The following is a 21,614-nucleotide window of genomic DNA, read 5'->3' on the forward strand; positions in this document are numbered from 1 at the left end:
AAATGGGGTTTGTTTTATTCTTCTTTCACGATAATTTTCTTACCATTAGTAAAATCAATCTGCTTGGCAACAGTAATATGACCAATTGGGGTTTCAAGTGAAGCGAATAGCGGTCTAACGCTTTCAGGTATTTTATCTAATAATAAGGTAAGCGTAACGGTTTCTTTTTGCTTCGGCTCTAATGCTTGTTCAAATACTGGTGTGATATTTTCTTGAAGAAAGAAAATTTGCTCATTTACCGTAAATGCAGAAGCCCAGTGTAAACCTTTAATCTTGCTTCTACCTTTATTTGTTACTTCATAAACGAATATTGCAACAGGTTGGTTATCTTGTACAGCATTGATTCGCTGCATTAGATTGATAGTTACATTTTTATTAAACGAATCAAGCCCTTGCACTTGCGGAGTTTTAGATGTTGCTTTTTTACTTGTATTGGCTTGAGATTTATCATTAGCCAATTTTTTTGTATTGGCTGTAGAATTTTTTTTGTTTGCTTCCGTTTTTTTAGTATTTGTAGTATTTGCTTTTTGAGTTGTTGTGTTCTTTGTATTCATTGATTTTGTTGGCTCCGCCGCTTGTACATTAAATGCTAACAATGAAATCAAAGGCAGTGCCAACAGAAGTTTCTTAATAGACATAATATTCCTCTAGTAATTTAATTTGCAAAATTGAGTAAAAATTTGACCGCTTGTAGTCAGTAAAATTTACCCATTAGGCTTTTTTCAAAAATTCAGATTTCAGCATAATTTTGCCACAATCTACATTGTGATCGCCTTTTGCTAAACGAATCCCTTTGAATTTAGTGCCTTTTTTCAAGACTTCTGATGATCCTTTTAATTTCAAATCTTTGATTAATAGTACATCATCACCATCCGATAATAAATTACCATTACTGTCTTTTACAATTAAGACATCTTCGTCTTGAGTGGTCTCTTCACCATTCCATTCGTAGGCACAATCAGGGCAAACAAATTGAATAGAATCATGATAAGTATTTTCGCCTTTGCATTCAGGGCATACAGGGTATGTCATAATATTTTCTTCTCATTGGTTTATGTTAAAAATGGCATTATATAATAAAAAGCAATAAAAAGATAAATGAACAATTTTTAACAATTGTAAAGAAAAGTCAGTTAGAATAAGAGCAGATTAAAGCAAAAGGAGGCAACTATGATAGTCGATCCAAATTATCAACAAGAATTAGAAAAATATGAAAATCCTGTGCCGAGCCGAGAGTTTATTTTAAATACTATTCGTGAACATAACGCACCGATGAGTCGTGATGAGTTGCTCGAAGCATTTCACATTTATGATGAAGAACGAATGGAGGGTGTTCGCCGCCGTTTACGGGCAATGGAAAATGACGGCGAGTTAGTGTTTACTAAAGGTAAACGTTATGCCTTGCCTGAAAAGATGGATTTATTGAAAGGGACAGTGATTGGTCATCGTGATGGCTATGGTTTTCTACAAGTAGAAGGGCACGAAAAACTCACGACGAAAAATGAGGATTGGTTTATTCCTAATGCTCAAATGGTAAAAGTAATGCACGGTGATTTTGTACTGGCACAGCCGAACGGCACAGATAGAAGAGGTCGTAAAGAAGTGCGTATCGTGCGTGTGCTGGAAGCCCGTAAAAAGCAGATTGTTGGGCGATTCTTCCTGGAAAGTGGTATCGGTTTCGTTGTGCCTGACGATAGCCGTATCAATCAAGATATTCTAATCCCTGATGAGCATCGTATGGGAGCAAGAATGGGACAGGTTGTTGTGGTGGAATTGCAAGAACGCAAAGCCGGTTTTAACCGCCCGGTGGGTTTTATTACGGAGATTTTAGGCGATAATTTAGCACCGGGTATGGAAATCGAAATTGCATTACGCAATCACGATATTCCACACGTTTGGTCAGAAGGGGTAGAAAAGCAAATTCGTCAATTTACTAGCGAAGAAGTGCCGGAAGAAGCGAAGCAGGGGCGTATTGATTTACGTGATTTACCGCTCATTACTATTGATGGCGAAGATGCTCGTGATTTTGACGATGCGGTCTTTGCCAAAAAAGAGGGTAACGGTTGGCGTTTGTGGGTAGCTATTGCTGATGTGAGCTATTATGTCCGCCCGAAAACGGCGTTAGATTTGGAAGCACTTAATCGAGGTAACTCGGTTTATTTCCCGAATCGAGTGATTCCAATGCTACCCGAAGTTCTTTCAAATGGCTTGTGTTCATTAAATCCACAGGTTGATCGTCTCTGTTTAGTGGCGGAAATGTCGGTTTCCAACAAAGGGGAATTGGTCGATTACAAATTCTATGAAGCAGTAATGAATTCACACGCTCGCCTGACCTATACCAAAGTTTGGAAAATGTTAGAAGGCGATGAAATTTTGCGTGAGCGTTATGCACCATTAGTGCCACATATTGAAGAGCTTTATGCGATGTTCCAAACTTTAATGAAAGCTCGTCAAAAGCGAGGGGCAATTGAGTTTGAAACCATTGAAAATCAATTTATTTTCAATCCACAAGGGCGAATTGAACGCATTGAGCCGCTTATCCGCAATGATGCACACAAATTAATTGAAGAGTGTATGATTTTAGCAAACATCGCGGCGGCTCGTTTTGTAGAAAAAGCAAATGAACCCGCACTTTATCGTATCCACGATAAACCAAGTGAAGAAAAATTATTGAGTTTTAAATCCTTTGTGCGTGAATGCGGCTTAACGTGGGACGTTGGACTTGATCCGCAACCTAAAGATTACGGCGTATTATTAAACCAAATTGCCGAACGTGCCGATAAAGAGCTTATTCAAACAATGTTACTTCGTTCTCTTAAACAAGCCGTTTATGCGGCGGATAACATCGGACATTTTGGCTTAGCATTAACCGAATATGCTCACTTTACCTCGCCAATTCGCCGTTATCCTGATTTGTTATTGCACCGTGCGATTAAATATTTAATCGAAAAAGGCAAGGGCAATACACGTCATTATACTGATGGCGGTGGTTATCACTACAAGTTAGATGATATGGACGCATTTGGAGATAAATGTTCTGCTACCGAACGCCGAGCAGATGAAGCGACCCGTGATGTGGCAGATTGGCTGAAATGTGAGTTTATGCAGGATCATATCGGCGAAGAGTTTGATGGTGTAATTTCAAGCGTAACAGGATTTGGCTTATTTGTGAAACTTAATGAGCTATTTATTGATGGTTTGGTTCATATTTCAACCTTAGATAATGACTACTACCATTATGATGCAGACAGACAACGTTTGGTGGGCGAAAGTGGCATCATTTATCGCTTAGGTGATACTGTTCGAGTAAAAGTGATCAACGTGAATTTAGATGAAAAGAAAATTGACTTTGAGTTGCTAACTGAACATAAAACGACAGGTAAAACGGCGAGAAAAAAGGCAAAAGCCGCAGCGAAACCTGTTTTCAAAGAACCAAAAACCGTAAAAAAAGCGAAGAAAACCACAGAGAAAAAACCGGTAAAATCTGCAAAAAAACGGACAAAAACGACCGCTAGTAAGTCAAAGAAGAAATAGAAAATGGATTATAAAAAACAGATTTTGTGTAGCATTTTGTTTGCAGTTGTTATCGCAATAATCAGCTACTTCATTTTTAGCTATATTCCCTTTGATTGTAATGATTTGACTAAACTCAATGATTACCAACGTTTAGAATGCCGTACCGCAGAAGTGCTGGGTATTTATTACTGGCTACCTCACACCACAACCTTGTTTTTCGGGGCTATTCTGTTTTATTGGGCTGTTTATGGTTTGGTATCGTTAGTGCAATCCGTGTTAAAACGCTAACAAGCGGTTAAATTTGAGCAAACATTTGCAAATATTGAAAGACCTATCTTTTCAGATAGGTCTTTTTATTTTGTAAATAAATGAAAACTCCTTGATAGATGTATCACGAATAGATAAAATCCCCCAATTAAGTGGGAAAAAGTGGTGGATTGTGGATCTTTTTCTTAAATTTAACATTATTTAACTAAGGCGAAGAATCAAAATGTTTCGTGGTGCAAGTTCAATCAGTATTGATAGTAAAGGGCGGATCGCTATTCCGACCCGCTACCGTGCAGAACTTCTCGAAAAACATCACGGAATTTTAGTTTGCACAGTCGATATTCGTCAGCCTTGTTTGCTACTTTACCCTTTGCACGAATGGGAAATTGTTGAGCAGAAATTACTGGCATTATCAAATTTTGACCCCGTTCAACGCCGTATTCAGCGTGTAATGCAAGGCTTTGCAACCGAATGTGAAATGGACTCGGCAGGTCGTATTTTACTTAGCCCTACACTTCGCCAACACGCTCAATTAGATCAACAGATTATGTTGGTTGGGCAATTAAACAAATTTGAAATCTGGCAAGATAAACAATGGCAAGCCCAAATTGCTGAAGATCTTGCATTTGGTGGTTCAGCAGAAATGTTGGATTGCGATGCCTTAAAAAATTTATCGCTATAGTAATTGGAAAGAAAAATGAGCGAAACACCGAAACATATTACAGTATTATTGCACGAAGCCGTTGATGGCTTAGCAATTAAGCCTAACGGTATCTATATTGATGGTACTTTTGGGCGTGGTGGACATTCTCGCTTAATTTTATCCAAATTAGGCGAAAATGGACGCTTGATTGCAACAGATCGTGATCCTCGAGCGATCGCAGAAGCTCAAACCATTAACGATCCACGTTTTCAGATTGAACACACTGCTTTTTCTGTCATTCCTGAAATTTGTGAACGAATGGGATTGGTTGGCAAAATTGACGGCATTTTACTTGATTTGGGCGTTTCTTCTCCACAACTTGATGAAGCTGAAAGAGGCTTCAGCTTTATGCGTGATGGACCACTTGATATGCGTATGGATACCACCAAAGGATTATCAGCCTCAGAGTGGTTAGCTCAAGTATCTGTTGAAGATTTAGCTTGGGTGCTTAAAGAGTTTGGCGAAGAACGCTTTGCCAAACGCATTGCACAAGCGGTCGTTTCTTACAATAAATCTGCAAGTGAGAAAATTTCTCGCACGTTGCAACTCGCCCAAATTATTAGCGATGCCGTGCCGTTTAAAGATAAGCATAAACACCCGGCAACTCGTTCTTTCCAAGCAATTAGAATTTTTATTAACAGCGAATTAGATGAACTGGAAAAAGCTCTCAATTCCGCATTAACCGTATTAGCTCCAGAAGGGCGTTTGTCTATTATTAGCTTCCACTCACTTGAAGACAGAATGGTCAAGCAGTTTATGCGTAAACATAGCAAAGGTATGGACGTACCTCGAGGTTTGCCTATTTTGGAAGCTGAATTGAATAAAAATATTCCACTTAAAACCATTGGAAAAGCGATTATGCCAAGTGAAGCAGAGATTGAAGCAAACGCTCGCTCACGTAGTGCGGTGCTCCGAATTGCAGAAAAACGCTAGTAACGTTAAGTAAATGAAAGGAATGAAAATGTCTAACGAACGCTATCCGTTACACCAAATTATTATTGACGATATTTTTAGTCATAACAAAGTTGCGATTTTACTGCTAATTGGAGTGGTTATTTCAGCGGTTGCAACAATTTGGGTAACGCACCAAACCCGTTTGTCTGTTAGTGAACAAGGGCAATTAATTTCCGCTAATCAGAAGCTGGAGAGCCAATATACCAATTTGTTATTGGAAGAAAATAGCCGTAGTGGAAGAGCGAGAGTTGATGCCGCTGCAGAATCTTTCGGTTTACAGCCAATTAAAAAAGAACAAGAAATAATTTTAGTTGAATAGAAAATGGTCAAGTCAGTTAAAGTAAAACCTAAACAAAAAGCCCCAATTGCAGAGCCAACAAAAGTAGAAGGTAAAAAATTACCTAGTTTTTTACCGAAACGCTTCTGGGTGGTGGCACTGTTAATGGTGGTAATGGTAGTAGGGCTCTTAGCTCAAGCTGCTTATATTCAACTTATTGATTCTGAACGATTAATTAAAGAAGCAAATAACCGCTCGCTTCGTACTAAAGAATTGCAATTCACGCGTGGGAGGATTTTAGATCGCAATGGGCGTTTCCTTTCCATTAGTGTTCCAATGTATTCTTTAACACTTGATCCAAGAGAATATTTCGATACTAAGCTAAGACGTTCCAACGAAAGCTGGCGAGCGTTGGCGATTGAAATGGAAACGTCAAAAAGTAAGATTGAAGCCAGTGTGAATAAATTTATTGAGAAAAAGAATATCTCAAAAGAGAAAGTAGATTTTGACCCTCGCTCTATTTTAAACACCAAAAGTGAAGGTTATTGGACACAACTTGCACAAGTTACAGGCTTAGATTACAACGCGTTAATAGAGAAAGTGAGAAATAATCCAAGTTCTGTTTTCGTTCGTTTAGATCAGGAACACTGGGAACTAGAACGCCGGAAATTCCAAGCACTAAGCAAAGAAATCGGGCGGTCTTATAATGACATAATGGACGAGCTTTACAGCAAAAATCGCCAACGTTTTGTCTATTTGTCTCGCCATCAATCAGAAGCGATTAGTGAGTATGCGAAAGAACTTGATATTGATGCGTTAGTGATTAAAGGTGAATCTCGCCGTTTTTATCCATTATCAGAAGAAGCTTCGCAACTTATTGGCTTTACCGATAAAGACGATATGAATGGCTCGGAAGGCTTAGAACGTAGTTTTAACTCTTTGCTGATTGGTAAAAACGGTAAACAAATAATCCGTAAAGATGCTAAAGGCAATATTGTTGAGAATATTCGTTCGGAAAAACAATACGATCCGCAAGATGTAATGCTCAGTATCGATGAAGAGTTGCAATCTATGGTGTACCGTGAAATCAAAAAAGCGGTGCAGGAAAATAATGCAGAATCAGGCACAGCAGTATTAGTTGATGTTCAAACAGGCGAAGTATTGGCAATGGCAAATGCACCGTCATTTAATCCAAACAAACGTGATAGCTTTAAACCAGAGCTTATGCGTAACCGTGCGATTACCGATACTTTTGAGCCGGGTTCAACAGTAAAACCTTTTACTGTATTAACCGCCTTACATAATAAAGTAACTTATAAAGATGAAGTTATCGGTACAAGACCTATTGTAATAAATGGACATACCATTAAAGACGTTGCCCCTAGAGATAGCTTGACTATCACAGGTATTTTACAAAAATCCAGTAACATTGGCGTAAGTAAATTAGCCTTAAGAATGCCTGCTAATGCGTTAGTGGATACTTACACTAAAGTGGGTTTTGGTAAAGATACAGGTTTAGGTTTAGGCGAACAACGAGGTACAAACGGAGATCGTAAACGCTGGGCAGATATTGAACGAGCAACACTTTCTTATGGTTACGGTTTGAATGTTACGCCACTTCAGCTTGCTCGAGCTTATGCAACCTTAGGCAGCTTCGGGATTTATCGCCCACTTTCTATTACCAAAGTAGATCCCCCTGTTATTGGCGAGCGAGTTCTACCAGAAAAAACCACCCGTGAAGTAGTGCAGATGATGGAAAGCGTTGCTGCAAAAGGCGAAGGTGGACACCGTGCTGCGGTTGATGGCTACCGTGTTGCAATCAAAACAGGTACGGCTCGTAAGTTAGAAAACGGTAAATATGTGGAGAAATATATCGCCTATACCGCAGGTCTTGCCCCGGCAAGCGATCCTCGTTTTGCTTTAGTAGTACTCATTAATGAGCCGAAAGCAGGTAACTATTATGGTGGTTTTGTATCAGCCCCACTATTCTCTCGTATTATGGGCTATACGCTAAAACAACGTAATATTAAGCCGGATAATTTAACGTCAGACACACAAAGTGCCGTGCGTGAAATCAAATTAGAACGTAGTATCAATTAAGGTCAGCTATGAAACGTTTACTTCCTTTTCTCACAGAGCTTGATGCTTGGGTTGAAGAACTCACCGAGCTAAAGCAAATGACGTTAGACAGCCGCCAAGTTCAACAAGGCGACTTATTTATTGCTCTTAAAGGTCATCAAGTTGATGGTAGAAAATTTATCCCAAACGCTATCGAGAAAGGGGCTAAAATTATTTTAGCTGAAGCGGAAGAAGATCAAATTGAAGTTGAGCTTTCCCCACAATTTGCAAAATTTAACTTAGATCGTACCGCTTGTTGTAAAGTCATTTCTGTGCCTCAATTATCAAAATTGCTGTCTGCTATCGCAGGAGCGTTTTACGATAATCCATCACAAAAATTAGTGTTAGCAGGCATTACCGGCACAAACGGCAAAACGACAACCGCTCAACTGTTGGCTCAATGGCATAACTTGTTAGGCGGAAAATCAGCGGTAATGGGAACAATCGGTAACGGCTTATATGGCAAGGTACAAGAAGCAGTAAACACTACCGGCTCAGCCATTGAAATTCAACGTAACCTTGCTGATTTTGTGAAACTGGGTGCAGATTTTTGTGCGATGGAAGTCAGCTCTCACGGTTTAGCTCAATTTAGAGCAGAAGCTTTGGAGTTTGATTTAGCGATATTCACTAACTTAAGCCGCGATCATCTTGATTACCACAACACAATGGAAGAATATGCAGAAGCGAAATTCCGCTTGTTTAGTGAACTTAATACGAAAGCTCAAGTAATTAACGCCGATGATGATATTGGTTCTGAATGGCTTAGCAAGTTACCCAATGCAGTGGCAGTAAGTACTCGCCCGGATTTCAGCACTAACCATAAATTTATAAAAGCGACTGCCGTGAAATTTACGCTACAAGGTGCAACCATTAAATTTGAATCAAGCTGGGGAAATGGTGAATTACGCAGTAGTTTAATCGGGGCTTTCAACGTAAGTAATATTTTAACTGCTTTTGCTGGCTTGCTTGCATTAGGTTTTGATATTCAAACACTCATCAAAACAGCTCCGCAATTAGTTGGTGTGGCTGGCAGAATGGAATGTATCACAAGCCCAAATAAACCAATGGTGATTGTGGACTACGCCCATACACCTGATGCATTAGAAAAAGCACTACAAGCAGCTCGTCTACATTGTGAAGGTGAACTCTGGTGCATTTTCGGCTGCGGCGGAGACCGTGATACGGGCAAACGCCCATTAATGGCAAAAATTGCCGAGCAATTAGCAGATAACGTGATCGCAACCGATGATAACCCTAGAACCGAAGATAACCAAAAAATTATGGCGGATATCTTCAAAGGTTTTGAAAACCAATCTGCGGTACAAGTGATCCACAACCGTGAGCAAGCGATTAAAACTGCCATTGAGCAAGCAAAATCTATCGATGTGATTTTAATTGCCGGCAAAGGGCACGAGGATTATCAGATTATTGGGACGGAGAAGTTGCATTTTTCAGATCAGGAAGTTTCTAGGAAGTATTTAGTATCTTAATCAAATATCCCCCTCCCCTCTTTTCTAAAGACGGGTGATCGTGCAGAGCGTATTTTGAGTTCATCTGGCTATTTGTAATTTTATGTAGAAAAATGAACTTCAAATTTGTGGAGATCTAGTCCCCCTCTTTGAGCTACGAGGGGCTAGGGGAGATTTATTCGCTTCGCTCACACTGAGTGCCGTTGCTAAAGCAACGTTCAAACGCAAGCGTTTGTGGCAGGATTAATTAACACTCGTAGCTAATTATTAAAGAAAAACAAAATGATAAAACTAACAACCCAACAAATCGCTGAAATCCTAAACGCTCGCCTTATCGGCAACGGCGAAACTGCGGTAGAAACAACCAGCACAGACACCCGACAAGCGGTCGAAAATGGTTTATTTTTTGCATTAAAAGGCGAAAATTTTGATGCCCATCACTACCTCGAAAATGCTGTTGCTCAAGGCTGCGTTGCGGTTGTCGTTGAGCGTGAGTGTGAAATTAACGTACCACAAATTGTGGTGGTAGATACTCGCCTTGCATTGGGTGAATTGGCGAAGTGGTTAAAAGCAAAACTGAATCCGAAAACGGTGGCGATGACAGGCTCTTCCGGTAAAACGACAGTGAAAGAGATGACTGCAAAAATTCTACAAAAAATGACCGCTTGTGAAGAGGAAGTTTTATACACTTGTGGTAATTTAAACAATGATTTAGGCGTACCAATGACATTGCTCCGATTAACCGAACAGCATAAATATGCGGTAATTGAACTGGGAGCAAATCATATTGGTGAAATTGCTTATACGACTGAAATTACCAAACCTGATGCGTGCTTAGTGAATAATGTAGCCGCTGCTCACTTAGAAGGTTTTGGTTCACTTGAAGGTGTGGCACAGGCAAAAGGTGAAATTTATCGTGGTTTGAAAGAAGGTGGAAAAGCCATTATCAATTTGGCTTTCTATTATCCACAATGGCAGAAGGAAATTGGTTCAAACGAAATTCAATCTTTCTCTTATATCGGCTCAGATTCGGATTCATACGCGGATTACTGGGCAGATGATGTGGAATTATTGCTAAATGGCTCACGTTTTATGCTTCATACACCACAAGGCGAAATTGAAATTGAGCTTCCTTATTTAGGCAACCATAATGTGAGTAACGCGTTAGCGGCAACCTCGCTTGCAATGTCGGTTGGAGCAACCTTAGAGGCAGTTAAAGCCGGACTTGAGCAACGTTCAATGGTAAAAGGGCGTTTGTATCCCGTACAAATTAATGATAACTGTTTATTTATTGATGATACTTACAATGCCAATGTGGATTCAATGAAGTCGGCAATTTCAGTGCTACAAAATTACCCTGCATACCGAATTTTTGCGGTAGGCGATATGGCAGAATTAGGTGAGGAAAGTGGTAAATGTCATCAAGAAGTGGCAGATTTTGCTCAACAAGCGGAGCTGGATTTGATTTTGAGTTTTGGTAAAGAGAGTGCGGTTATTAGCCAAAATTCACAACATCACTTTACCGATAAGCAGCAAATGGTTGAATTTTTAACACCGATTATTTTGCAAAAAATCGAACAAAAACAACCGCTTGTATTACTTGCAAAAGGCTCTCGTAGCCAAAAGATGGAAACTGTGATTTCCGAGCTTTGTAAACAATTTAATATCAATTTTTAATTTTATTATTTTTAAGGACTAAGCAATGTTAGTTTGGCTTGCAGAACTACTGGTGCAATATAATACCGCATTTAACGTGGTCTCTTATATCACCTTCCGTGCCATTATGGCGTTATTAACAGCAATGGGGATTGGGCTTTGGATCGGACCAAAGGTCATTAGACGTTTACAGATCTTAAAATTTGGTCAAGAAGTGCGTAATGAGGGTCCGGAAAGCCACTTTAAAAAACGTGGTACGCCAACAATGGGCGGTATTATGATTTTAGCGGCTATTGGTGTGAGTACGTTACTTTGGGCGGATCTTCGCAACTCTTATGTTTGGTTTACCTTATTTGTATTATTTGGCTACGGAGTGGTTGGTTTTGTTGATGATTATCGCAAGATATCCCGTAAAAACACAGACGGCTTAATTGCCCGTTGGAAATATTTCTGGTTATCCGCAATCGCTTTAGTGGCGGTTTTTGGTATGTATGCGGTCGGAAAAGATACAGCAGCTACTCAATTAGTTGTACCGTTCTTTAAAGATGTGATGCCACAATTAGGCGTGTTTTACATTATCCTTGCTTACTTTGTGATTGTCGGTACAAGTAATGCTGTAAACTTAACAGACGGTTTAGACGGCTTGGCGATAGTGCCGATCATTCTGGTTGCTTCTGCTTTTGCATTGATTGCTTGGGCAACAGGTAACTTCAATTTTGCACAATATTTACACATTCCATTTATTCCAAACACATCGGAATTAGTTATTTTATGTACGGCAATTGTTGGAGCAGGTTTAGGCTTCTTGTGGTATAACACCTATCCGGCTCAAGTATTTATGGGTGATGTAGGCTCACTTTCATTAGGTGGAGCATTAGGCATTATCGCGGTATTAGTTCGTCAAGAATTGCTATTAGTTGTGATGGGCGGTGTATTTGTAGTTGAAGCCCTCTCGGTTATTTTACAGGTCGGTTCTTATAAATTACGCCAAAAACGAATTTTCCGAATGGCACCTATTCATCATCACTTTGAATTAAAAGGCTGGCCAGAGCCACGAGTGATTGTCCGCTTCTGGATTATCACACTAATGTTAGTATTAATAGGCTTAGTTACCCTGAAATTACGTTAATTGATAAGGTGCGTTTTTTACGCACCTTATGCTGTTTTTTAGATTTAGAGAAAAAATTATGCAAAACCAATATCAAGGCAAAACAGTAACTGTTATCGGATTAGGTACAACAGGATTATCTTGTGTTGATTTCTTTAAGAAAAAGAAAGCGAATATCCAAGTAATTGACACTCGAGCTAATCCGGCAGGTGCCGATAAACTCGATAAAACGATTCCTTTACACACCGGTGGATTAAACAGTGAGTGGTTGCTCAAGTCAGATTTAATCGTCATTAGTCCAGGTTTGGCATTAGCAACGCTTGAAATTCAGCAAGCGATCCAAGCCGGTGTTGAAGTAGTGGGTGATGTAGAACTATTTTGTCGTGAAGCGAAAGCCCCGATTATTGCCATTACAGGATCGAACGGTAAAAGCACAGTAACAACTTTAACTGCTGAAATGGTTAAACAAGCAGGCTTGAAGGTTGGAATGGGGGGCAATATTGGTGTGCCGGTGTTAAGTCTATTAGACGAAGATTATGATCTTTTTGTGCTAGAACTTTCCAGCTTCCAACTTGAAACCACTTATTCACTGAAAGCGAAAGCAGCAACGATTTTAAACATCAGCGAAGACCATATGGATCGCTATGATGCAATTGCGGATTACCGTAATGCCAAATTGCGTATTTATGAAAATGCCGAAAACATTGTCGTAAATGGTGAAGACGCTCAAACTTACCCTGAACAAGCGGTCAAAAATTTAATCCGTTTTGCAGAACAGAATGCAGAATACACAATGCGTAATGGTGTACTTTATGCAGGAGATACTGCCATTATTAACACCAACCAAATGTTAATTAGCGGTCGTCATAATGAGATGAATGCACTCGCTGCAATGGCATTGGCAGAAGCTGCCAATGTTCCTCGTGAGGGTATCGTCAAAGCATTACAAACTTATGGAGGATTGCCTCATCGCTTTCAAGCTGTTGCCACCAATGATGGCGTACGTTGGGTCAATGATTCCAAAGCAACTAATGTGGGCAGTACCATTGCTGCACTAAATGGGCTGAGCGTAGCCGGTACACTCTATTTATTACTCGGTGGTGATGGCAAAGCAGCTGATTTCTCTGAACTTAAGCCGTTAATTAATAAGCCAAATATTGTTTGTTACTGCTTCGGGCAAGATGGCAACGAATTAGCAAAATTAAGCGAACAAAGTGTATTGGTAGAAACAATGCAAGAAGCGATTACTGCTATTCGCCCACAACTCAAAAAAGGCGATATGGTTTTACTTTCTCCTGCTTGTGCGAGTTTAGATCAGTTTAAAAACTTTGAACAACGTGGCGATGTGTTTGTTTCGTTGGCACAAGGACAAGAAGCATAATGTTAGAAAAATTTAAAACAGAATGGGATAAATGGGTCAGACTAACCCCTTCTAATTCGCTTTATGACAGAACTCTAATTTGGTTATTTTTAGGGTTACTGGTTATTGGATTTGTGATGGTTACGTCCGCTTCTATCCCTGTCAGTACAAGGCTTAATGACGATCCATTCTATTTTGCCATTCGTGATGGTTTGTATATTATTGCCTCAATTATTTTTTGCTATATTTTTGTACAAATTCCTGTCGAAAAATGGGAAAAATATAATGTCGCATTATTTTTTATTGCCATTAGTTTTTTGATTGCAGTATTAATTTTCGGTAGATCGATTAATGGTGCAGTGCGTTGGATTCCGTTGGGTATTCTTAACTTCCAGCCTGCGGAATTAGCAAAATTAGCAGTAATTTGCTATTTTGCCAGCTTTTATGTGCGTAAATATGATGAAATCCGTAAGGAAAAAGCCAGCTTTTGGCGACCGGCGGTAATTTTATTTGTATTCGGTTTCCTCTTAATTTTACAACCCGACTTGGGAAGTACCTTTGTATTATTTGTGCTCACATTTTCAATGTTGTTTATTGTAGGGGCAAAAATTATGCAATTTATGTTTTTAGGCGTGGTAGGAACAGTCTTATTTGCGGTACTGATTTTGACTTCTGAATATCGTCTAAAACGTGTTACTTCTTTTATGGATCCATTTGCCGATGCGTATGGAGATGGTTTCCAGCTCTCTAATTCACAAATGGCATTCGGGCAAGGTAAATTCTGGGGGCAAGGTTTAGGAAATTCAGTCCAAAAATTAGAATATTTACCGGAAGCTCATACCGACTTTGTTATGGCAGTTGTGGGTGAAGAATTTGGCTTTTTCGGCATTCTTTGTATTGTTCTTTTATTGATATTATTAACGGTTCGAGCCTTAAAAATTAGCAAAGAGTCTTTAATTTTAGAAGAACGCTTTAAAGGCTATATGGCATTTGGTATTGCGATTTGGATTTTCTTGCAAGGTTTTGTAAATTTAGGTGTAGCATCGGGGTTACTACCAACCAAAGGTTTAACCTTCCCCTTAGTGAGCTATGGTGGATCAAGTTTGGTGATTATGTCGATTGCGATTGCAGTATTGCTGAGAATCGATCACGAAAACAGAGCTGAGCGAATTGGGCACGCTAAAATCAAAAGTGTGTAGTACAAGCTATTCTGATTTAAAAATTGCAAATAAATAAAGAATTTTAACCGCTTGTATTTACTTAAAAAGAGATAAATCAAGTAGAATAATACGTTTTCCTATTAAAAAGAGTTAAAAATGGCTAAAAAATTATTAGTGATGGCAGGCGGTACCGGCGGACACGTTTTTCCTGCAATTGCGGTAGCGAGAGAGCTACAAAAACAAGGCTGGCAAATCCGCTGGCTCGGCACGAAAGATAGAATGGAAGCCACTCTTGTGCCAAAACACGGCATAGATATTGATTTTATCGAAATTTCCGGCTTGCGTGGCAAAGGGCTTGGGACATTATTAAAAGCCCCTTTTGCGATCTTTAAAGCTGTGATGCAAGCTCGAAAAATCATTAAAGACTATCAACCGGATGCTGTATTAGGTATGGGAGGCTATGTTTCCGGACCAGGCGGTATCGCAGCAAAATTATGCGGTGTACCGGTAATTTTACACGAGCAAAATGCGGTAGCGGGTTTAACTAATGTATGGCTTTCAAAAATTGCCCGTAAGGTATTACAAGCTTTTCCAACGGCGTTTAATGATGCGGAAGTGGTAGGTAATCCGGTGCGTGAAGATTTATCCGCTTTACCTTTACCAAACGAGCGTTTTAAGGAGCGAGGCTATCCCATTAATATTTTAGTGATGGGCGGTAGTCAAGGGGCAAGAGTGATCAACCAAACTGTGCCGGAAGTAGCAAAAGTGTTGGGTAATAATGTGTTTATTAGCCACCAAGTGGGTAAGGATAATTTAGCCGGTATTGAGGACGTTTATCAACAAACGAGTAATGGCATCGCTTCAGAATTTATTGATGATATGAAGGCAGCCTATGAATGGGCGGATTTAGTTATTTGCCGCTCGGGGGCTTTAACTGTTTGTGAAATTGCCGCGGTCGGTTTGCCAGCTATTTTTGTGCCGTTCCAGCATAAAGATAGGCAACAATTTTTGAATGCAAATTACTTAGCGGAGGCTGGGGCAGCAGTGATTATTGAGCAGGTAGATTTTAATCCTCAATCATTGTTAAATGCCTTACAGCCACTTATTGCCGATCGCCAAAAATTATTAAATATGGCAATGCGAGCCAGAGCAAAAGCAACGCCAACTGCGGCACAGCGTGTGGCAGAGGTGATTATTCAAGAAGCAAATTAGTTGGATGCAAGCGGTCAAATTTTTACAGTTTTTTGCAAAATTTTCGAAAAATTTAACCGCTTACAAAGTAAATAGTAGGATTAGAAATGAAAAATTTCCAGGATAAAGTTAAAAAGTTAGTGCCAGAAATGCGTCGTGTAAACCAGATCCACTTCATCGGGATTGGTGGTGCCGGTATGAGCGGAATTGCAGAAGTATTGCTTAATGAAGGTTACCAAATTTCAGGTTCGGATATTGCTGACGGAGTGGTAACACAACGTTTATCGACAGCAGGGGCAAAAGTGTTTATCGGGCATCAAGCAGAAAATATTTCAGGTGCAAGCGTGGTGGTAGTTTCAACCGCCATTGATGAAACTAACCCGGAAATTATTGCGGCACGTGAAGCTAGAATTCCTGTTATTCGCCGTGCGGAAATGTTAGCAGAAATTATGCGTTTTAGACACGGCATTGCGATTGCCGGCACACACGGTAAAACGACCACAACGGCAATGATTTCAATGATTTATACAGAGGCAAAATTAGACCCGACCTTTGTAAATGGTGGTTTGGTGAAATCAGCCGGCAAAAATGCACATCTAGGGGCAAGCCGTTATTTAATTGCTGAGGCTGATGAAAGCGATGCTTCTTTCTTACACTTGCAACCAATGGTATCGGTGGTAACCAATATCGAACCGGATCATATGGACACCTACGGTGGCGATTTTGAAAAAATGAAAGATACTTATGTGCGTTTTCTGCGTAACTTGCCATTCTACGGTTTAGCTGTGATGTGTGCAGATGATGCAACTGTAATGGAAATTGCTCCTCGTGTTGGTCGTCAAGTGATTACTTATGGTTTTAGTGAAAAAGCAGATTATCGTATTGAAGATTACCAACAAACAGGTTTTCAGGGGCATTATACGGTTGTTTGCCCAAGTGGCGAACGTATTGATGTATTGCTTAACGTGCCGGGTACACATAATGCATTAAATGCAACAGCAGCACTTGCTGTGGCTAAAGAAGAAGGCATTGGAAATGAAGCAATTTTAGCAGCTCTTGCAGATTTCCAAGGTGCAGGTCGTCGTTTTGATCAGCTCGGCTCATTTATTCGTCCTAACGGTAAAATTATGTTAGTTGATGATTACGGTCATCACCCAACAGAAGTAGATGTAACCATTCAAGCGGCTCGTCAAGGTTGGGAGGGTAAACGTGTAGTGATGGTATTCCAGCCTCACCGTTATTCTCGTACTCGTGATTTATTCGATGAGTTTGTTCAAGTGCTTTCTAAAGTTGATGCGTTGATTTTATTAGATGTTTATGCAGCTGGTGAATCGCCAATTGTTGGAGCAGACAGTAAAGCCCTAGCTCGTTCAATCCGTAATTTGGGTAAAGTTGATCCGATTTTAGTGTCAGATACCGAACAACTCGGTGAAGTATTAGATCAAATTATTCAAGACGGTGATTTAATCTTAGCACAGGGTGCAGGTAGTGTAAGCCGTATCTCGCGTGGTTTAGCAGAAAGTTGGAAAGCATAAGGATTTAAAATGAGCATTAAAAACGAAAAAATTGCAGTGTTATTTGGTGGTGTTTCGCAAGAGCGTGAGGTTTCTCTTAATTCAGGTGCAGCAGTAACAGAAGCATTGAGAAGTTTAGGTTATGACGTTGAAGGTATTGATACCAAAGAATTCCCAATTGAAAAATTAAAAGAAAAAGGCATTCAGCGTGTATTTAATATTTTACACGGTGGCATTGGCGAAAATGGCGTCCTACAAGGGGCATTGGAGCAAATGGGAATTCCTTATACAGGTTGTGGCGTGATGGCATCAGCGGTAACCTTAGATAAATTCCGCACCAAATTATTATGGAATGCAGTAGGTTTACCTACGGCAGATATGGTTGTGGTTCAGCGTGGACAAGCGGTCGATTTTGATCAAATTATTGCAAAATTAGGTTTACCTGTATTCGTAAAGCCTTCTTGTGAAGGTTCAAGTGTAGGTGTTTTTAAAGTAAAAACCAGAGAAGAGTTAGAGCCAGCCATTCAAGAGGCGTTAAAATTTGATTCTATTGTATTAGTAGAAGAATTTTTAGCCGGTAATGAATACTCTGTACCGGTGTTAGATGGTCAAGTTCTGCCTGCGGTTCAAGTGATCCCTGACGGTGAATTTTATGACTACCACGCCAAATATGTGTCAGATAATACGCAATATGTTGTACCAGCTTTGAACGATGAACGCCAAGCTGAAGTGGCTCAATTAGTAAAAGCTGCTTATGATGTGGTCGGTTGTCGAGGTTGGAGTCGTATTGATGTGATGGAAGATGCAAAAGGCAATTTCCGTTTGGTAGAGGTAAATACTAACCCGGGAATGACAAGCCATAGTATTTTCCCTAAATCAGCAGCAACGGTGGGGATTTCATTTGAAGCATTAGTTGAGCGTGTATTGGAGTTAAGTGCTTAATGGGGATTTTCCGCAAGAAAAACAGCACAAATGTGCGTTTTAATGTTATTAATCCAAAAACTTCGGTTTCTTCTCGTAAATGGTTAGTATTCATTAAACCATTAATTGTGTTATTATGTACACTATTTCTATTTGGTGTATATAGTAACTGGCAAAACATACTTGAAAGTTGGGATAAAGCCCCTATTCGAGCCTATGCATTGACCCATAAAACACAATTTACAACAAATGCGGATATTCGTGAAACTTTATCTGGAGAACCTGCTCTAAAAGGATATTTCGGGCAAGATATTCAAGAGGTCAAAGATAAACTTTTATCTATCCCTTGGGTCAAAGATGTAGTCGTTCGTAAACTTTATCCTGATCGTTTAAGTATTACATTGTTAGAGCATAAACCTGTTGCGGTATGGAACGATGTTAATTTTGTTTCGGAACAGGGTGTAGTATTTAGTTTACCGAAAGATAGATTAGATAAAAACGGTTTGCCTTTATTGTATGGACCAGATTCACAGGGTAAAAATGTATTAGAGGCTTGGAATAAGATTCGAGCTGATTTAAATGCCCGTAAATTAGATTTGATCTCTGTGTCGGTGGATAATAGGGGGTCTTGGACGATTGAACTATCTAATCAAGTAGAATTGCGACTAGGTAGGGGAGAATGGACTTCTAAAATTGATCGTTTTGTAACGATTTTCCCTGAAATCAATATTCCTGAGGGTAATCGATTAGCTTATGTTGATTTGCGTTATCCGCACGGTGCGGCAGTTGGATTTAGCCCTATAAAAAATTAAACGTTTAGTGAATATAAAATAATATGACGAAAGCAGCAGAATCAAAAATTATCGTAGGTCTCGATATTGGCACATCAAAGGTGGTTGCCGTTGTTGGCGAAGTATTACCTGATGGTGTGATTAATGTAATGGGAGCAGGCGTTTGCCCTTCTAAAGGCGTTGATCGTGGTGGTGTAATCGATCTTGATGCTGCCGTTAATTCCATTCAACGAGCGATTGAACAAGCAGAATCTATTGCAGATTGTCAAATTATGGGCGTAACCCTTGCGATTTCAGGACAACATATTGTTGGCTTAAATGAAGCTGGCTCATCAACATTATCAGGCGGTGTTGTTACTCAAGATAATATTGAAAGTGCCGTTGATATGGCAAAAGCAATTAAATTACAAGATGGTTTGGAAACATTACATATGATTCCACAGGAATATCACGTAGATAGATTGCCTGCAACTAAAAACCCAATCGGGTTATCAGGTATGCGTTTACAGGTTCAGGCTCATCTAATTGCTTGTCATCAAGCGTGGCTTAAAAATTTAAAAAATGCAGTTGAACACGCAAAATTAAAAGTCGATCAAGTGGTATTTTCAGGACTTGCATCAAGCTATTCAGTCTTAACAGAAGATGAAAAAGAGTTGGGTGTTTGCTTAATTGATATTGGTGGCGGTACGATGGATGTATTGGTTTATACTGATGGAGCGTTAAGATACAGTAAAGTTATTCCATTTGCAGGTAATAATATTACTGATTATTTAGCCCGTGTATTTACTACTTCTCGCCCAGAAGCCGAAAGCCTTAAGGTAACTTATGGAAGTGCAATTTCGCCTCCAACCCATAATGCAGATAAAAAAATTGAGGTTGCAGGATTGGGTGGACGTATGGCAAGAACTTTCACTCGTGCTCAAGTTGCAACGGTAACATCACAATGTTACAACGATTTATTAAAAGTAGTTGAAGATGAACTCACACAACTACGCAATGAATTATTCCAAAAAGGGATAAAACAAGAATTAATTGCCGGTGTGGTAATTACAGGCGGTGGTTCGCAAATTGAAGATATTGTAGAATGTGCTAAGTCTATTTTTGGTTCACAAGTGCGTGTTGGTTATCCACTCAATATTACAGGTTTAACCGATTATGTGAATAAACCGCAATATGCAACAGCACTAGGGCTTTTGCAGTATAGCCATTATAATTATACTGAACAGAGTACAAGTACAGATTCTAATGAAGATATCTTTGCACCAATTGGTCGTGGTACCAAGAAAATTATCGATTTCTTCAAATCAAAATTTTAATAGTGTTATATAACACGCAGGGAGATAAAAATGTTTGAACCTATTATTGAACAAACGCAAGACGCTATCATTAAGGTAGTGGGTGTTGGCGGCGGTGGCGGTAACGCTGTAGACAGAATGTCGCGTTCTGCCGATGATATTAAAGGTGTTGAATTCTTTGATGTAAATACAGATGCTCAAGTATTAAGAAAAAGAACAACACGCCAAACCATTCAAATTGGTGCAGCTACAACTAAAGGTTTAGGTGCAGGAGCTGACCCTATGGTCGGTAAACAAGCAGCTGAAGAAGACCGTGAAGCGATCGCTAATGCATTAAAAGGTGCAAATATGACCTTTATCGCAGTTGGTATGGGTGGTGGTACAGGTACAGGTGCTGCACCGGTTGTTGCTCAAATTGCAAAAGAGCAAGGCTCTTTGACTGTTGGGGTTGTAACTAAACCTTTCCGCTTTGAAGGTCCTCGCCGTATGCGTTTTGCCGATCAAGGTATTAAGGAACTTTCTCAATATGTTGATTCTCTAATTATCATCCCTAATGATAAATTACGTGGTTTAGGTAAACAAACAACAGCCGTAGATGCATTTGCAGCAGCAAATGATGTATTAAGCAACTGTGTACTAGGTATCACTAATATGATTACCAGTTCGGGTGGTTCTACCGGTGCCGATATTAACGTGGATTTTGCTGATGTACGCACTGTTATGTCTGGCAAAGGGCACGCGATGATCGGTACCGGCTTTGCTGAAGGCGAAGTCGGCGAAGGTCGTGCAGAAAAAGCAATGAATGATGCTATTTCAAGCCCATTACTTGAAAATGTAGATATTTCAGGTGCAAGTGGTATGTTGATTAACATCAGTGCAGGAACAGATTTCTTATTAGAAGAAGTTTATGCTATGATGGATTTAATTTATGGCTTTGCGTCTGAAGATGCTGCAATTGTATTTGGTTGTAACTACTACCCTGAAATGGATGGTAAAGTGAGCGTAACTCTTGTAGCAACAGGTATTGGTCAGCCGGAAGAAGCATTACATATGCCAAAAGCACCACCTGTATATGCACATCAAATGCATCAACAACAAGCGGCTCAGCCTCAACAACCACAAGTAGCACCACAGCCGGGATTTACACAGCCATCAGGTTATAATCAGCCTAACCAATTTGGTCAGCAACAAGTTCAACAACCTGTAGCACCAAAGCCACAATCGGTAGACTCAACACAGATTTTTAACCCAAGTTCAATTCCGGGTTTTATGAGAAATAGTCAATAACTTCCAAAATTTGGAAAGTAAGGACAA

The 21,614-nt window shown here is 39.7% G+C and carries 19 protein-coding genes; 17 read left to right on the plus strand and 2 right to left on the minus strand.

Annotation, left to right across the window (positions count from 1 at the left end; translation table 11 throughout):
- Window positions 1-14: 14 nt before the first annotated feature.
- Both V6W77_RS00590 and V6W77_RS00595 read right to left on the minus strand, forming a co-directional pair.
- Window positions 15-638: a hypothetical protein gene (locus tag V6W77_RS00590; protein ID WP_283386372.1), complete on the minus strand. Its 624-nt coding sequence runs from the start codon at window positions 636-638 to the stop codon at window positions 15-17.
- Between the two features lie 73 nt (window positions 639-711).
- Window positions 712-1,032, minus strand: coding sequence for a zinc ribbon domain-containing protein YjdM (locus tag V6W77_RS00595; RefSeq protein WP_176671703.1), 321 nt, complete (start codon window positions 1,030-1,032; stop codon window positions 712-714).
- A 138-nt stretch (window positions 1,033-1,170) separates the two neighbouring features.
- Between V6W77_RS00595 and rnr the strand changes: the two genes are divergently transcribed.
- The 17 genes from rnr to ftsZ all read left to right on the plus strand — a co-directional run bounded on the left by rnr (window position 1,171) and on the right by ftsZ (window position 21,587).
- Window positions 1,171-3,534 (plus strand): ribonuclease R, encoded by a 2,364-nt coding sequence (gene rnr / locus V6W77_RS00600; protein ID WP_334253485.1) that lies wholly within the window; start codon window positions 1,171-1,173, stop codon window positions 3,532-3,534.
- Between the two features lie 3 nt (window positions 3,535-3,537).
- Window positions 3,538-3,804 (plus strand): hypothetical protein, encoded by a 267-nt coding sequence (locus V6W77_RS00605; RefSeq protein WP_334228793.1) that lies wholly within the window; start codon window positions 3,538-3,540, stop codon window positions 3,802-3,804.
- A gap of 202 nt (window positions 3,805-4,006) precedes the next feature.
- Window positions 4,007-4,465 carry a division/cell wall cluster transcriptional repressor MraZ gene (gene mraZ / locus V6W77_RS00610; RefSeq protein WP_025235330.1) on the plus strand — a complete coding sequence of 153 codons (459 nt, stop codon included), beginning with the start codon at window positions 4,007-4,009 and terminating at the stop codon, window positions 4,463-4,465.
- 15 nt (window positions 4,466-4,480) lie between these two features.
- Window positions 4,481-5,419 (plus strand): 16S rRNA (cytosine(1402)-N(4))-methyltransferase RsmH, encoded by a 939-nt coding sequence (gene rsmH / locus V6W77_RS00615; RefSeq protein ID WP_334253486.1) that lies wholly within the window; start codon window positions 4,481-4,483, stop codon window positions 5,417-5,419.
- A gap of 28 nt (window positions 5,420-5,447) precedes the next feature.
- A complete protein-coding gene (ftsL, locus tag V6W77_RS00620) occupies window positions 5,448-5,759 on the plus strand; it encodes a cell division protein FtsL (RefSeq protein ID WP_334253487.1) in 312 nt (103 codons plus the stop codon).
- A gap of 3 nt (window positions 5,760-5,762) precedes the next feature.
- A complete protein-coding gene (locus tag V6W77_RS00625; protein ID WP_334253488.1) occupies window positions 5,763-7,817 on the plus strand; it encodes a penicillin-binding transpeptidase domain-containing protein in 2,055 nt (684 codons plus the stop codon).
- Window positions 7,818-7,825: 8 nt separating this feature from the next.
- Window positions 7,826-9,325 (plus strand): UDP-N-acetylmuramoyl-L-alanyl-D-glutamate--2,6-diaminopimelate ligase, encoded by a 1,500-nt coding sequence (gene murE / locus V6W77_RS00630; protein ID WP_334253489.1) that lies wholly within the window; start codon window positions 7,826-7,828, stop codon window positions 9,323-9,325.
- A 261-nt stretch (window positions 9,326-9,586) separates the two neighbouring features.
- Window positions 9,587-10,981 (plus strand): UDP-N-acetylmuramoyl-tripeptide--D-alanyl-D-alanine ligase, encoded by a 1,395-nt coding sequence (murF, locus tag V6W77_RS00635; protein WP_334253490.1) that lies wholly within the window; start codon window positions 9,587-9,589, stop codon window positions 10,979-10,981.
- A gap of 25 nt (window positions 10,982-11,006) precedes the next feature.
- Window positions 11,007-12,089, plus strand: a complete 1,083-nt coding sequence (gene mraY / locus V6W77_RS00640) for a phospho-N-acetylmuramoyl-pentapeptide-transferase (protein ID WP_188156840.1) — start codon at window positions 11,007-11,009, stop codon at window positions 12,087-12,089.
- 58 nt (window positions 12,090-12,147) lie between these two features.
- Window positions 12,148-13,449: a UDP-N-acetylmuramoyl-L-alanine--D-glutamate ligase gene (gene murD / locus V6W77_RS00645; protein WP_334236387.1), complete on the plus strand. Its 1,302-nt coding sequence runs from the start codon at window positions 12,148-12,150 to the stop codon at window positions 13,447-13,449.
- A complete protein-coding gene (gene ftsW / locus V6W77_RS00650) occupies window positions 13,449-14,627 on the plus strand; it encodes a putative lipid II flippase FtsW (protein ID WP_025235338.1) in 1,179 nt (392 codons plus the stop codon). The genes murD and ftsW overlap by 1 nt, the downstream gene beginning before the upstream one ends.
- 117 nt (window positions 14,628-14,744) lie before the next feature.
- Window positions 14,745-15,800: an undecaprenyldiphospho-muramoylpentapeptide beta-N-acetylglucosaminyltransferase gene (gene murG, locus V6W77_RS00655; protein ID WP_334253491.1), complete on the plus strand. Its 1,056-nt coding sequence runs from the start codon at window positions 14,745-14,747 to the stop codon at window positions 15,798-15,800.
- Between the two features lie 86 nt (window positions 15,801-15,886).
- On the plus strand, window positions 15,887-17,314 hold the full coding sequence (gene murC, locus V6W77_RS00660) for a UDP-N-acetylmuramate--L-alanine ligase (protein ID WP_334253492.1): 1,428 nt from the start codon (window positions 15,887-15,889) through the stop codon (window positions 17,312-17,314).
- A 9-nt stretch (window positions 17,315-17,323) separates the two neighbouring features.
- Window positions 17,324-18,235, plus strand: a complete 912-nt coding sequence (locus tag V6W77_RS00665) for a D-alanine--D-alanine ligase (RefSeq protein WP_283386360.1) — start codon at window positions 17,324-17,326, stop codon at window positions 18,233-18,235.
- On the plus strand, window positions 18,235-19,026 hold the full coding sequence (locus V6W77_RS00670) for a cell division protein FtsQ/DivIB (RefSeq protein ID WP_334234443.1): 792 nt from the start codon (window positions 18,235-18,237) through the stop codon (window positions 19,024-19,026). The genes V6W77_RS00665 and V6W77_RS00670 overlap by 1 nt, the downstream gene beginning before the upstream one ends.
- A gap of 23 nt (window positions 19,027-19,049) precedes the next feature.
- A complete protein-coding gene (gene ftsA / locus V6W77_RS00675) occupies window positions 19,050-20,321 on the plus strand; it encodes a cell division protein FtsA (protein WP_283386358.1) in 1,272 nt (423 codons plus the stop codon).
- 30 nt (window positions 20,322-20,351) lie between these two features.
- Window positions 20,352-21,587 (plus strand): cell division protein FtsZ, encoded by a 1,236-nt coding sequence (gene ftsZ / locus V6W77_RS00680; RefSeq protein ID WP_025235344.1) that lies wholly within the window; start codon window positions 20,352-20,354, stop codon window positions 21,585-21,587.
- Window positions 21,588-21,614 lie beyond the last annotated feature (27 nt).

This window comes from Mannheimia indoligenes (assembly GCF_036880405.1).
In the GTDB taxonomy this organism is placed as follows: domain Bacteria; phylum Pseudomonadota; class Gammaproteobacteria; order Enterobacterales; family Pasteurellaceae; genus Mannheimia; species Mannheimia indoligenes.

What these genes read in the sequence shown, in the direction of transcription:
- V6W77_RS00590 (WP_283386372.1), bottom strand. Translation starts at nt 638, where the DNA reads ATGTCTATTAAGAAACTTCTGTTGGCACTGCCTTTGATTTCATTGTTA.
- V6W77_RS00595 (WP_176671703.1), bottom strand. Translation starts at nt 1,032, where the DNA reads ATGACATACCCTGTATGCCCTGAATGCAAAGGCGAAAATACTTATCAT.
- rnr (WP_334253485.1), top strand. Translation starts at nt 1,171, where the DNA reads ATGATAGTCGATCCAAATTATCAACAAGAATTAGAAAAATATGAAAAT.
- V6W77_RS00605 (WP_334228793.1), top strand. Translation starts at nt 3,538, where the DNA reads ATGGATTATAAAAAACAGATTTTGTGTAGCATTTTGTTTGCAGTTGTT.
- mraZ (WP_025235330.1), top strand. Translation starts at nt 4,007, where the DNA reads ATGTTTCGTGGTGCAAGTTCAATCAGTATTGATAGTAAAGGGCGGATC.
- rsmH (WP_334253486.1), top strand. Translation starts at nt 4,481, where the DNA reads ATGAGCGAAACACCGAAACATATTACAGTATTATTGCACGAAGCCGTT.
- ftsL (WP_334253487.1), top strand. Translation starts at nt 5,448, where the DNA reads ATGTCTAACGAACGCTATCCGTTACACCAAATTATTATTGACGATATT.
- V6W77_RS00625 (WP_334253488.1), top strand. Translation starts at nt 5,763, where the DNA reads ATGGTCAAGTCAGTTAAAGTAAAACCTAAACAAAAAGCCCCAATTGCA.
- murE (WP_334253489.1), top strand. Translation starts at nt 7,826, where the DNA reads ATGAAACGTTTACTTCCTTTTCTCACAGAGCTTGATGCTTGGGTTGAA.
- murF (WP_334253490.1), top strand. Translation starts at nt 9,587, where the DNA reads ATGATAAAACTAACAACCCAACAAATCGCTGAAATCCTAAACGCTCGC.
- mraY (WP_188156840.1), top strand. Translation starts at nt 11,007, where the DNA reads ATGTTAGTTTGGCTTGCAGAACTACTGGTGCAATATAATACCGCATTT.
- murD (WP_334236387.1), top strand. Translation starts at nt 12,148, where the DNA reads ATGCAAAACCAATATCAAGGCAAAACAGTAACTGTTATCGGATTAGGT.
- ftsW (WP_025235338.1), top strand. Translation starts at nt 13,449, where the DNA reads ATGTTAGAAAAATTTAAAACAGAATGGGATAAATGGGTCAGACTAACC.
- murG (WP_334253491.1), top strand. Translation starts at nt 14,745, where the DNA reads ATGGCTAAAAAATTATTAGTGATGGCAGGCGGTACCGGCGGACACGTT.
- murC (WP_334253492.1), top strand. Translation starts at nt 15,887, where the DNA reads ATGAAAAATTTCCAGGATAAAGTTAAAAAGTTAGTGCCAGAAATGCGT.
- V6W77_RS00665 (WP_283386360.1), top strand. Translation starts at nt 17,324, where the DNA reads ATGAGCATTAAAAACGAAAAAATTGCAGTGTTATTTGGTGGTGTTTCG.
- V6W77_RS00670 (WP_334234443.1), top strand. Translation starts at nt 18,235, where the DNA reads ATGGGGATTTTCCGCAAGAAAAACAGCACAAATGTGCGTTTTAATGTT.
- ftsA (WP_283386358.1), top strand. Translation starts at nt 19,050, where the DNA reads ATGACGAAAGCAGCAGAATCAAAAATTATCGTAGGTCTCGATATTGGC.
- ftsZ (WP_025235344.1), top strand. Translation starts at nt 20,352, where the DNA reads ATGTTTGAACCTATTATTGAACAAACGCAAGACGCTATCATTAAGGTA.